9 protein-coding genes are annotated in these 12313 nt (G+C 61.3%); 2 read left to right on the top strand and 7 right to left on the bottom strand.

The features are described from left to right. The first annotated feature begins 118 nt into the window (after positions 1-118). Positions 119-343: a zinc ribbon domain-containing protein gene (locus A9G06_RS15235; RefSeq protein ID WP_005333789.1), complete on the top strand. Its 225-nt coding sequence runs from the start codon at positions 119-121 to the stop codon at positions 341-343. A 50-nt stretch (positions 344-393) separates the two neighbouring features. Here the strand turns inward: A9G06_RS15235 and A9G06_RS21600 are convergent, their stop codons facing one another. Continuing rightward, entirely contained in the window at positions 394-540 is a 147-nt protein-coding gene (locus tag A9G06_RS21600; protein WP_227273859.1) for a hypothetical protein, read from the bottom strand. 176 nt (positions 541-716) lie between these two features. After that, positions 717-2201 (bottom strand): membrane-bound lytic murein transglycosylase MltF, encoded by a 1485-nt coding sequence (mltF, locus tag A9G06_RS15230; protein ID WP_069555768.1) that lies wholly within the window; start codon positions 2199-2201, stop codon positions 717-719. 150 nt (positions 2202-2351) lie between these two features. Here mltF and purL point away from each other — a divergent pair, with 150 nt between their 5' ends. Further along, entirely contained in the window at positions 2352-6275 is a 3924-nt protein-coding gene (gene purL, locus A9G06_RS15225) for a phosphoribosylformylglycinamidine synthase (protein WP_069555767.1), read from the top strand. 239 nt (positions 6276-6514) lie between these two features. On the opposite strand, the gene nuoN is transcribed toward purL, so the two are convergent. From nuoN to nuoJ, 5 genes are all read right to left on the bottom strand, one after another. Continuing rightward, positions 6515-7978: an NADH-quinone oxidoreductase subunit NuoN gene (gene nuoN / locus A9G06_RS15220; RefSeq protein WP_069555766.1), complete on the bottom strand. Its 1464-nt coding sequence runs from the start codon at positions 7976-7978 to the stop codon at positions 6515-6517. After that, on the bottom strand, positions 7975-9519 hold the full coding sequence (gene nuoM, locus A9G06_RS15215; protein WP_069555765.1) for an NADH-quinone oxidoreductase subunit M: 1545 nt from the start codon (positions 9517-9519) through the stop codon (positions 7975-7977). The genes nuoN and nuoM overlap by 4 nt, the downstream gene beginning before the upstream one ends. A 98-nt stretch (positions 9520-9617) precedes the next feature. Next, positions 9618-11465: an NADH-quinone oxidoreductase subunit L gene (nuoL, locus tag A9G06_RS15210; protein ID WP_069555764.1), complete on the bottom strand. Its 1848-nt coding sequence runs from the start codon at positions 11463-11465 to the stop codon at positions 9618-9620. After that, the gene (gene nuoK / locus A9G06_RS15205) at positions 11462-11770 is read right to left on the bottom strand and encodes an NADH-quinone oxidoreductase subunit NuoK (RefSeq protein WP_005337247.1); all 309 of its coding nucleotides are present in this window, start codon (positions 11768-11770) and stop codon (positions 11462-11464) included. Before nuoK ends, nuoL begins: the two co-directional genes overlap by 4 nt. Then, on the bottom strand, positions 11767-12306 hold the full coding sequence (gene nuoJ / locus A9G06_RS15200; protein WP_069555763.1) for an NADH-quinone oxidoreductase subunit J: 540 nt from the start codon (positions 12304-12306) through the stop codon (positions 11767-11769). Before nuoJ ends, nuoK begins: the two co-directional genes overlap by 4 nt. Between the last annotated feature and the right edge of the window lie 7 nt (positions 12307-12313).

The raw sequence follows: 12313 nt of genomic DNA, 5'->3' as shown, positions 1-12313 counted from the left end.
GCGGCTGCCCTCACCGGCAGCCGCTTTGTTATCCTCGCCATGTTAAGGTGAGGAATAAGGTGAGGGGGATCTGCCATGGAACAAGACCATGGCAGATCCACTTTTCGAGGAGTTGATTATGGAAGCCCTGCTTTGTCCATCATGCCAGGCTGAACTGGATACCCGCAGCAAGGAGCAAACCTGTGGCCAGTGCCAGGCCCCTGTTCGCGTCACGGCCATCTGCCCCACCTGCCAGCAGGAGCTGGAACGTCTCAAGGCGTGCGGCGCGGTGGATTACTTCTGCAACCACTGCAACTCGCTGATCTCCAAGCGGTCGGTACAGTTCAAGGCGGCGCTGGTGTAAGACGATAATCAGGTGAGAAAGAAGATAAAAAAACCCGGCGAATGCCGGGTTTATGCTGTGTGCTCTGCAATAAGCAGGGTATAGGATCGATTTCTGCGCCACAGGTTGCGCTTGATGTCATTAAGCTTGAGTTTGCGTCTGGGGCTCCAGCTGCACTTCGCTTTTCTGACCAGACTGATTTTTCTACGTTTTTGCATCTTGGTCTCCTCCCAACTCAGGTGGCCATCCCGGCCTTGGGTCATTGATGGAGCCCATCCGAAATTGCTGTTATTTAATCTCTCAACATAATGAAAACAATGCGATTTCGGATAGGCTCCGATGTGAATCGATGGTAACAGAGAAGTTTGTGTGAAAACAGCCGAATAATGGCTGGTTAGCGCATGGTGATCTGATTGACCACTTCGGCGATGGCGGTGGGGCGCTCGGCCAGCTCGGGCTCGCTGTCGTTGTCGAGACTCTCCCGCTGATGTGCCTTCTGCTGCTCGTTGTCGAGCCAGAGCAGACTCTGGTAATACTGGCGCACGTTGTTGACATAGTTGCGCGCCTCGCTGCCACGGGCATAGCCATAACGCACCTTGCGGTGCCAGCGCGCTTGCTGCAGCAGCGGCAGCACCTCTTTCACATCGCTCCAGGCGTCAGGATTCTTGCCGAGCTCTTTGGTCAGGCGGCGGGCGTCCATCATGTGGCCGTAACCTATGTTGTAGGCGGTGAGGGCAAACCACACCTTCTCGTCATCGGGCACCGAATCCGGCACCTTCTCCATCATCTGTTGCAGATAGAGGGAGCCACCCTTGATGCTCTCTTCCGGATGAAGCCGGTCGTTGACTCCCATCGCCTTGGCGGTGGGCTCGGTCAGCATCATCATGCCGCGCACGCCGGTGTAGGAGCGGGCCAGCGGGTCCCAGTGAGACTCCTGATAGCTGATGGCGGCGAGCAGACGCCAGTCGATATTCTTGGCGTGAGTCTGGAACAGCAGCTGGTACTTGGGCAGCAGGCTCTTGGCGCGCTTGAGGAAGGTGCGGGTATCGACAAAGTCGAAGTTCTGCACGTGGCCGAAGTACTTCTCGTCCAGCTTGGCGATGGCACCATCCATAAAGCGCTGACCGAAGAAGTCGATCACGCTGGCATAGAGGCTGTCATCGGGCAGCTTGCTCATGGCCCAGGCAACGGTCTGCTTCTGGGCCAGAGTCAGCCCCTCGGTGAGCTCCGGGTAGTAGCGCTGGGTACGGGCCAGCACGGTATCCTGCACCACCGTGTAGTCAATCTTGCCATCCACCACCTGTTTGAGCAGCTCCTCCACATCGGCGTTGTCGCTGGTGCTCCAGGCTAGTTTCGGATTCTCTTTGCTCATCTCTTTGAGCAGATCTTCCCCGGTGGAGCCGGCGGCCACCACCAGCTTGCCCTTGATATCGTTTAACGAGGCAGGCTTGGGTTTGCCGTTGCGGTAGACCAGTTTGGGGGAGACCTGGTAGAAGCCCGGGCCGAAGCGAAACAGCTCGCGCCGTTCGGGGGTGACCATGATGGCGGCAGCCGCCAGATCGAGTTTGCCCTTTTTCAGCAGGGTGACCAGTTGGTCAGTGGTGTCGACCGGGATGATGGTGAGTTTCACCCCCAACCAGTCGGCATAATTTTGCGCCAGCTCGTAATCGAACCCCTGGGCGAGGTCGTCACGCTGGTAATAGGAGGTGGGACCATAGATGGTGCCAACCCGGATCTCGCCTCGCTGGCGGATCTGCTCCAGCTGGCTGGAGGGGCTATAGAAGTCGCAGCCAACCAGTGTCAGCGTCAACAACAGCCCGATAAACAGTCGAAAAATGCAGCGCAAGTAGGTGAGTACCTTTGTTGAAAAAATCGGCATTTGTCAAAAAAGAGGCACCTTTATACCAGAGAGTGTGCGCAGAGTCACACTGCACGAAGTGAGAAAAACGTTTGTCCGCTGTGAGCCAGATCCCTATAATACGCGCGTCTCAATTCCCCCCCCACTTTAAAACTTGGTGAGAAAGGTCATATGGATATCTTGCGTGGTGCCCCAGCACTGTCTGATTTTCGTGTCCAAAAACTGCTGCAACGCTTCGCACAGATGAGAAACGAGAGTGGAGTAGAGAGCGGAGTAGAGATAGAGGATGTCTATGCCGAGTATGTGCACTTTGCCGAGCTGACAAGCCCCCTCTCTCCCCCCGAGCGAGCGACCTTGGGCCAGCTCTTGCGCTACGGCCCGACTATCCCCGAACACACCCCCAGCGGTCAGCTGTTTCTTGTTACCCCCCGCCCCGGCACTATCTCCCCCTGGTCTTCCAAAGCAACTGACATCGCCCACAACTGCGGCCTGAAACAGGTCAAGCGGCTGGAGCGTGGTATTGCCTATTACCTGACCATCAAGGGGCAGGGTGAGCTGAGTGCCGCCCAGCGCAGCGCCATTGCCGCCGTGCTCCATGATCGGATGATGGAAGTGGTGTTTGCCGAGATGAGCGAAGCTGCCGCCCTGTTTGCTCACCACGAGCCGCGCCCCTTCACCCAGGTGGATGTTCTGGGCGGTGGTCGCGCAGCCCTGGCCGAAGCCAACGTGGCGCTCGGTCTGGCGCTGGCCGACGACGAAATCGACTATCTGGTGGAGAACTTCACCAAGTTGGGTCGCAACCCCAACGACATCGAGCTCTATATGTTCGCCCAGGCGAACTCCGAGCACTGCCGTCACAAGATCTTCAATGCCGACTGGACCATCGATGGCGAACAGCAGCCCAAGTCGCTGTTCAAGATGATCAAGAACACCTTCGAGCAGACGCCGGATCATGTCCTCTCTGCCTATAAAGACAACGCCGCCGTGATGGAAGGGAGCCAGGGGGGCCGCTTCTTCCCGAGCCCGGCCAACGGCGAATACCAGTATCACCAGGAACAGGTCGACATCCTGATGAAGGTGGAGACCCACAACCACCCGACCGCCATCTCCCCGTTCCCGGGGGCAGCCACCGGCTCCGGCGGCGAGATCCGCGACGAGGGAGCCACCGGTCGCGGTGCCAAGCCCAAGGCGGGTCTGGTCGGTTTCTCCGTCTCCAACCTGCGCATTCCCGGCTTCGAGCAGCCCTGGGAGCAGGATTTCGGCAAGCCGAGCCGCATCGTCAGTGCCTTCGACATCATGCAGGAGGGGCCGCTCGGTGGCGCCGCGTTTAACAACGAGTTCGGCCGTCCGGCCATTCTCGGCTACTTCCGTACCTTCGAAGAGGAGGTGCCGAGCCACAATGGCGTCGAGGTGCGTGGCTACCACAAGCCCATCATGCTGGCTGGCGGCATCGGCAACATCCGCACCGAACATGTCCAGAAAGGGGATATCCCGGTCGGCGCGGCGCTGATCGTGCTGGGCGGCCCGGCGATGAACATCGGTCTGGGCGGTGGTGCCGCATCCTCCATGGCCTCCGGCCAGTCAGCCGAAGATCTCGACTTTGCCTCGGTCCAGCGTGACAACCCCGAGATGGAGCGCCGTTGCCAGGAGGTGATCGATCGCTGCTGGCAGCTGGGTGACGACAACCCTATCGTCTTTATCCATGACGTGGGGGCGGGCGGTCTCTCCAACGCCATGCCGGAGCTGGTCAACGACGGGGAGCGCGGTGGTCGTTTCGATCTGCGCGCCATCCAGAGCGACGAGCCGGGCATGAGCCCGCTGGAGATCTGGTGCAACGAATCCCAGGAGCGTTACGTGCTGGCGGTAGCGCAGGACAAGCTGCCGCTGTTCAAGGCCCTGTGTGAGCGCGAGCGCGCACCCTATGCCGTGATCGGCACCGCGACCGAAGAGAAACATCTCACTCTCTCGGATGAGCACTTTGACAACCACCCCATCGACCTGCCGCTGGACGTGCTGCTGGGCAAGACCCCCAAGATGCACCGCGAGGTTGCAAGCCTGCCGGCGCAGGGCAAGCCGCTGGCGCTTGATGGCATCACCCTGGGCGAGGCTGCCGAGCGGGTGTTGCGTCTGCCCACCGTGGCGGAGAAGTCCTTCCTTATCACCATCGGCGATCGCAGCGTAACGGGCCTCGTCAACCGCGATCAGATGGTCGGCCCCTGGCAGATCCCGGTGGCCGATTGCGCCGTCACTGCCGCCACCTACGATAGCTACCACGGCGAAGCCATGTCGATGGGCGAGCGCACTCCGGTGGCGCTGCTCTCCCACGCTGCCTCTGCCCGCATGGCGGTAGCGGAAGCGCTCACCAACCTGGCGCCGGCCCACATCGGGTCGCTGAAGCGGGTCAAGCTCTCCGCCAACTGGATGGCCGCTGCCGGTCACCCTGGTGAAGATGCCGGTCTCTATGAGGCGGTCAAAGCTGTGGGCGAGGAGCTCTGCCCGGCCCTTGGCATCACCATTCCTGTGGGCAAGGACTCCATGTCCATGAAGACCCGCTGGCAGCAGGATGGCAAGGAGCAAAGCGTCACCTCGCCGCTCTCCCTGCTCATCTCCGCCTTTGCCCGGGTCGAAGATGTGCGCAACACCGTCACGCCACAACTGCGTACCGATCTCGGTGAAACCGACCTTATCCTCATCGACCTTGGCAATGGCAAGCAGCGCCTCGGCGCCTCGGCACTGGCGCAGGTCTATCGCCAGTTGGGTGACAAGGCGCCGGATCTCGACAATCCGGTCCAGCTCAAGGGCTTCTTCAACGCCATTCAGGCGCTGGTGGCTGATCGCAAACTGATCGCCTACCACGACCGCTCCGACGGCGGCCTGTTCGTCACCCTGACCGAAATGGCGTTTGCCGGCCACTGCGGCCTCGACATCCAGCTCGATCGCATCGGCGGCGAGCTGCTGCCTGCTCTGTTTAACGAAGAGCTGGGCGCCGTCATTCAGGTGCGTCGTGAAGATAAAGAGGCGGTGATGACCCTGCTGGCCGGTCACGGTCTGGCGGCCTGCTCCCATGTGCTCGGTACCGTGCGCGAAGGGGACCTCATCACCCTGCAGCGGGGCGGTCAGGAGGTCTATCGTGCCAGCCGTACCGCACTTCGCACCATCTGGGGTGAGACCAGCTGGCAGATGCAGCGCCTGCGCGACAACCCCGAGTGCGCCGACAGTGAGCACGCGGCCCGTCAGGACGCCACCGATCCGGGTCTGCATGCCAAGCTGACTTACAACCCGTCCGAGGATGTGGTTGCACCTTACATTGCCCGCGGGGTCTCCCCCCGTCTGGCCGTGCTGCGCGAGCAGGGGGTCAACTCCCATGTAGAGATGGCGGCGGCGTTCGATCGTGCCGGTTTCGCAGCGGTCGATGTCCATATGAGCGATATTCTCTCCGGTCGCATCAAGCTGGAGGAGTTCCAGACCCTGGTGGCCTGTGGCGGCTTCTCCTACGGTGACGTGTTGGGTGCCGGTGAAGGCTGGGCCAAGTCCATCCTGTTCAATGACAACGCCCGCGAGCAGTTCCAGCGCTTCTTCGAGCGTGGCGATACCCTCTCTCTGGGTGTCTGCAACGGTTGCCAGATGATGTCCAACCTGCGGGATCTCATCCCGGGTGCTGATCTCTGGCCACGCTTTGTGCGCAACCGCTCCGAGCGCTTCGAGGCCCGCTTCAGTCTGGTTGAGGTGCAGGAGTCCCCATCGGCCTTCTTCGCCGGCATGGCAGGCTCGGTGATGCCCATTGCCGTCTCCCACGGGGAAGGGCGTGTCGAGGTGCGTGATGCCGCTCACCTGAACGCACTGCAGCAGAGCGGTCTGGTAGGGCTGCGCTTTGTCGACAACCGCGGCAGCGTGACCGAGCAGTACCCGGCCAACCCGAACGGCTCGCCGGATGGTATCACCGCCGTGACCACCACCGACGGCCGCGCCACCATCATGATGCCGCACCCGGAGCGGGTGTTCCGCACAGTGGCCAACTCTTGGCACCCCGACAACTGGGGCGAGGACGGAGCCTGGATGCGGATGTTCCGCAACGCCCGGGTTCGTCTGGGTTAATAGAGAGAGCACCAGCGCATAAAAACAGAAACCGGCCAATTGGCCGGTTTTTTTATGGTTCAACTGAGTGAGTCAGACAGGCGAGATGCCCATTCAACCAATGGCTTCGTCGCCCAGTACGTTGATGAGGGGAGAATCGATTCAAGCCCTGTAAATGGTTTAAGGGGAAGGGTTCGATAAAAAAACCGGCAGCCAAGGCTGCCGATTTTGCGGGTAATGAGGGGTAGCGACGGTAAAGGTTACTGCAATACCACGTGCTGGAAACCCTGTACCAGAGAGATGACCGGCTGGGGATAGAGCCCCAGCAACACCACCAGCGCTGCAGAGAGCAGCACCACCAAACCACCGGAGGAGAGAGCCCAGTCGGCGCTGGCATCGCGCTGCTGCATGCCCGGTTCGCGCAGATAGAGGGTCACCATCACCTTGAGGTAGTAGTAGAGACCCAGTGCGCTGCCGAGCACGATGGCTCCGGAGAGCCACCAGAGCTGCGCCTCGACGGTGACGCCGATGAGGTAGAACTTGCCGATAAAGCCGAGGGTCATCGGGATGCCCGCGAGTGACAACATCATCACCGTCAGTACGGCAGTCAGATAGGGGCGCTTCCAGAACAGACCGCGATAGCTGTGCAGGGAGTCGGCATCCTTGCCGCGATAGGGGCTCGACATCATGCTCACCACCCCAAAGGCACCCAGGCTGGTGAAGAGATACATCAGCAGGTAGACCCCGGCTGCTTCCACCGGCATCTGGCCGAATCGGCTCGCCACGATTACCGCCAGCAGGTAGCCGAAGTGGGAGATGGAGGAGTAACCCAGCATCCGTTTGATGTTGGTTTGCACCAGGGCCAGCAGGTTGCCGACCAGGATGGAGATGACCGCCATGGCTGCCAGCAGCCAGTGGATCATGGGATCGCTTGCCGCCGGTACCGCCAGATAGAAGCGCAGCAGCACGGCAAACACGGCGACCTTGCTGACGGTGGCGAGGAAGGTGGCTACCGGTGCCGGGGCACCTTCGTAGACATCCGGGGTCCAGAGGTGGAAGGGGGCGAGCGACAATTTAAAGGCAAAGCCGACCAGCATTAACCCCAAACCCCCCATCAGCAGCGGGTGGTGAGCCGGGCTCTCGGCCAGGGACTGCCCCAGGGCAGCAAAGCTCAAGCTGCCTGCCTGTGCATAGAGCAGCGCCATGCCAAACAGCAGGAAGGCGGTGGCGGCGGCAGAGAGCACCATGTACTTCACCGCGGCTTCCAGCGAGTGGCGCTCGCGGTAGGCGTAACCCACCAGACCGAACATCGGCAGGGTCAGCATCTCGATCCCGATAAAGAGAGAGGCGAGGTGACGGGAGCAGGCCAGCACCAGACCACCGGCAGTGGCGATCAGCAGCAGCAGGAAGAACTCCTCCCGGTTGTCCGGGTAGGCTTTCAGCCACGATTGACCGAAGGTGCAGGTGGCCAGGGCGCCGATGAGCACCAGTCCGATGTAGAAGACGGCGTAACTGTCCACTTGCAGCAGCGGGGTGACCCCCTGATCCCCTTGCGCCATGACGATGGGCAGCGAGAACAGAGCAAGGTTAAGGCCAACAATGGTCACGGTAAAGGCGGTGGTGACACAGCGGCGCCAGGCGATGGCCAGCATCAGGGCCGCCATGGCCCCGGTGGTCAACAGCAGGGGAAGCAGTGCCAGCAGTTGGGAAGCGGAGAAAGTCATTGCAGGGCTCCAGCAGTCGGCAGCAGATACCAGTGCAGCACGTTGATGAGGCTGCTGCTGGCGGTGTCAATCACGGGTTGGGGATAGAGGCCAAGCAGAACCAGCAGGCCCGCGATCACCATCATCATGGTCAGCTCGCGGCGATCCAGCCCCTTGAGCATGCTCTCATCCTTGGCGGGGCCAAAGCAGGCGCGCTGCAACATGATGAGGGAGTAGACCGAGGCCAGCACCAGACCGAAGGTGGCGACCGCCGTGATGACAGGGGCAACCTGGAAGCTGCCGACCAGGATCAGGAACTCGCCGACAAAGTTGCCGGTGCCCGGCATGCCGAGCGACGCTACCGAGAAGAAGAGCATCACGCCGGGCAGATAGCGCAGGCGTCCCCACAGGCCGCCCATCTGGCGCAGATCCCGGGTGTGCAACCGCTCGTAGAGCTGACCGCAGAGGATAAAGAGGCCGGCAGCCGAGAGACCGTGGGCGATCATCTGCACCACGGCGCCCTGCAGGGCCAGCTCGCTCCCCGAGTAGATGGCGATCATCACAAAACCCATGTGGGAGATGCTGGTGTAGGCTACCAGCCGTTTGATGTCGGTCTGGGCAAAGGCCACGATGGCGCCGTAGACGATGCCGACAAGACCCAGCACCATGGCGTAGGGAGCAAACTCGGCGGATGCTTCGGGGAAGAGCGGCAAGGCAAAGCGCAGCAGACCGTAGGCGGCGGTTTTGAGCAAAATACCGGCGAGATCCACCGAACCTGCGGTCGGCGCCTGACTGTGGGCATCCGGCAGCCAGCCGTGCAGCGGCACCAGTGGCATCTTGACCGCGAAGGCGATAAAGAATCCCAGCATCAGCAGCCACTGAACGCCCTTGCTCATCGGTGTATTGAGCAGCTCCAGATAGTTGAAGGTGAAGACTCCGGTGGCATGCTGGTGGGTCAGCACCAGCCCGATGATGGCTACCAGCATGACAAGGCCGCTCACCTGGGTGTAGATGAAGAACTTGGTTGCGGCGTTGATCCGTGATTTGCCGTCAGTGACCGAATGGCCCCAGAGCGCAATCAGGAAGTACATGGGGACCAGCATCATCTCCCAGAAGAAGAAGAAGAGGAACAGGTCCAGCGCCATAAAGACCCCGAGCACGCCGCCCAGGATCCAGAGCAGGTTGAGGTGGAAGAAGCCGATGCGCTGCACGATCTCTTTCCACGAACAGAGAATGGCTAGCACCCCGATAAAGCAGGTGAGGATCACCATCAAGAGCGACAGGCCATCCACCGCCAGATGCAAAGAGATGCCGAAGCGGGGGATCCACGGCAGGCGCCACTCGGCGGCCCAGGCGGAGGCAGCACCGGAGACGCCCGCGCTGTCGAGACCCGTGGCGGCAAGGGAAAAATCACCACTTAGCCAGATGGCACAGGAGAGCAGCAGGCTGGCGCTCATGGAGAGCAGGGCAACCCAGCGGACAAACTGCCCGCCGAGACGCTCCATCTGCCAGCAGAGCAAGCCGCCGATAAAAGGAATTAGCAAGATCCAGAGTAAGGTCACGGTATCAGCTCTCGTTCAAGTTCATATGAGATTGCGCTCCCTGTTCCATCAGGGAGAGCAAACAGCCTGGCTGTATGATTGTCCGGTTGTTCATCGCGTTACCCCAGTAGCAACAGCGCCAGCACCAGCACGGCGCCGATCCCCATGGAGGCGGCATACCAGCGCAACTTGCCGGTCACGGTCCAGGCCAGCAGCTGGTTGCCACGCAGGGCAAGCCAGGCGGGCAGGCCCATCATCCAGTCCAGCGGGTCGCGGGCCAGCAGCCGGGTCGCCAGCAGATAGGGTTTGACCCACAGCTGGTCGTAGAGCCAGTCAAAGCCCCAGGCGTTGAACCAGAGTGCGCTGAGCAGGCGGCCCGGCGCGCTGTTGGCAATGGAGGTGGCCAGACGGCGCTCACCGAGGAACAGAAACGCGGCCAGCGCGATGCCAGCAATGGCGATGATGCCGGAGGCTACCTCCAGAGCATGGCGACCCTCTTCGATATTGTCCCCCGGGCCAGCGGGTAGTACACCTGCCAGTGGCGGGGTGATCAGCGCGCCTATGCCGGTGGAGAGCACCAGCAATACCAGCAGCGGCAGATGGTGAGCCAGACCGTGGCCCGCATGGGCTTTGGTCTGCTCTTTGCCATGGAAGGCGATAAAGATCAGCCGGAAGGTGTAGAGCGAGGTGAGGAATGCCCCTACCAGACCTGCCCACAGCAGCGCGCGTTGGCCAGAGGCTGCTACTTGCCACAGGATGGCGTCCTTACTGTAGAAACCGGAAGTGACCAGCGGCAACGCCGCCAGCGCCGAGCCCCCCACCAGGAAGCAGGCATAAACCAGCGGCAGGCTCTTGCGCAGCCCCCCCATCTTGAAGATGTTCTGCTCATGGTGGCAGGCAACGATAACGGCACCGGCGGAGAGGAACAGCAGCGCCTTGAAGAAGGCGTGGGTCATCAGGTGGAAGATGGCCCCTTCCCATGCGCCGACACCTAGTGCCAGAAACATGTAGCCAATCTGGCTCATGGTGGAGTAGGCAAGGATCCGCTTGATGTCGGTCTGAACCAGCGCGGCAAAGCCTGCCAGCACTAGCGTGATGGCGCCAACCAGCCCGACCAGATGGAGGATCTCTGGCGCCAGCAGGAACAGGCCGTGGGTACGGGCAATCAGGTAGACACCGGCGGTCACCATGGTGGCGGCGTGGATCAGCGCCGAGACAGGGGTCGGGCCTGCCATCGCATCCGCCAGCCAGGTTTGCAGCGGCAGCTGGGCCGATTTGCCGACCGCACCGCCCAAGAGCATCAGGCAGGCCAGCGACAGGGCAGGTGAGCCATCGGCAAACAGGGTGGGGGCGCGCACCAGCAGCTCGTGGATATTGAGGGTGCCCAGTTCGCGATAGAGGATAAACAGGCCGATGGCGAGGAAGACATCCCCCACCCGGGTCACGACAAATGCCTTGAGGGCCGCTGCGCCGTTGTTGCGATCCTTATAGTAGAAGCCGATCAGCAGGTAGCTGCACAGCCCCACCCCTTCCCAGCCGAGGTAGACAAACAGCAGGTCATCGGCCAGTACCAGAAACAGCATGCTGGCGATAAAGAGGTTGGTGTAGGTGAAGAAGCGGGAGTAACCCTCTTCCCCGCGCATATACCAGGAGGCGAACAGGTGGATAAAGAAGCCCACCCCGGTCACCACCCCCAGCATGGTCAGCGACAGGCCATCCAGTGCCAGCGAGAAGCTCGGGGTAAAGTTGCCCACCGCCATCCATTGCCACAGGCGCTGGACATAGACGCCCCCCTCGGGCGGGTTGCCCAGAAAGTCGATGCCCACCCACAGGGTAGTGAGGGCCGACAGGCCAATGGAGCCTACCCCGATCAGCGCCGAGGTACGCTCACCAAACCGGCCGAGGGAGAAAGCCAGCACCAGCCATCCCAGCAGCGGAAATAGAAAAGTCAGATATAAGAGGCTCATCCGCGCATCTCGCTCACAGTGTCCACGTTCAGGGTGTGGTAACGACGATAGAGCAGCAGTAACAGGGCGAGGCCGATACTGGCCTCCGCTGCCGCCAGAGAAATCACCAGGATATACATGATCTGGCCATCGGCCTGGGCCCAGCGGCTACCCGCCACCACAAACGCCAGTGCCGAGGCATTCATCATTATTTCGATACTCATCAGGATATAGAGCAGGTTGCGGCGGATCAGCAGACCGCACAAGCCGATGCAGAAGAGCACCGCGGCCAGCAGGAGGCCGTGCTCCATAGGGATTCCATTCATTGCTGACCTCCTTCTTGTGCAGAGCGCGGGACGGAGAGCACTTCACCGCTCTTCTCTTCCCGACCCAGGTGATAGGCGGTTACCAGACCCGCCAGCAGCAGGATGGAGGCAAGCTCCACCGCCAGCACATAGGGGCCAAAGAGTTCGACACCCACCTGCTTGGCGGTCACCTCGGTCACTCCGATCAGGCCCCCGGTCACCCCGAGAATGCCGTGGGCCAGAAAGCCCAGCAGGATCAGCGAGAGCAGGGCTGGGCCCCCCCAGGTCATGGGGGTGAGCCACTTTTTCTCCTGTGCCTGGGCACTCCCTAGGTTCAGCATCATCACCACGAACACGAACAGCACCATGATGGCGCCGGCGTAGACGATCACCTGCAGGGCGCCCGCAAAGGCGGCACCCAGGCAGAAGAAGATCATGGCCACGGCGATGAGGGAGATGATGAGATTGAGCAGCGCATGCATGGGATTGCTGGTGCTGATCACCCGCAGCGTGCTGTAAATGGCCACCAGGGCCGAGGCATAAAATGCCAGTTCCATGATTGAC

The organism is Aeromonas sp. DNP9 (genome assembly GCF_001728955.1).
GTDB classification, from domain to species: Bacteria; Pseudomonadota; Gammaproteobacteria; order Enterobacterales; family Aeromonadaceae; genus Aeromonas; species Aeromonas veronii.
Note: the sequence above shows the minus strand (reverse complement) of the source record. Positions and strands in the feature narration are given on the sequence as shown.

Excerpts from the sequence above, each read along its gene's own strand:
- nuoL (WP_069555764.1), bottom strand. The coding sequence starts at position 11,465 with ATGAGCCTCTTATATCTGACTTTTCTATTTCCGCTGCTGGGATGGCTG.
- nuoN (WP_069555766.1), bottom strand. The coding sequence starts at position 7,978 with ATGACTTTCTCCGCTTCCCAACTGCTGGCACTGCTTCCCCTGCTGTTG.
- purL (WP_069555767.1), top strand. The coding sequence starts at position 2,352 with ATGGATATCTTGCGTGGTGCCCCAGCACTGTCTGATTTTCGTGTCCAA.
- mltF (WP_069555768.1), bottom strand. The coding sequence starts at position 2,201 with ATGCCGATTTTTTCAACAAAGGTACTCACCTACTTGCGCTGCATTTTT.
- nuoJ (WP_069555763.1), bottom strand. The coding sequence starts at position 12,306 with ATGGAACTGGCATTTTATGCCTCGGCCCTGGTGGCCATTTACAGCACG.
- A9G06_RS21600 (WP_227273859.1), bottom strand. The coding sequence starts at position 540 with ATGCAAAAACGTAGAAAAATCAGTCTGGTCAGAAAAGCGAAGTGCAGC.
- A9G06_RS15235 (WP_005333789.1), top strand. The coding sequence starts at position 119 with ATGGAAGCCCTGCTTTGTCCATCATGCCAGGCTGAACTGGATACCCGC.
- nuoK (WP_005337247.1), bottom strand. The coding sequence starts at position 11,770 with ATGAATGGAATCCCTATGGAGCACGGCCTCCTGCTGGCCGCGGTGCTC.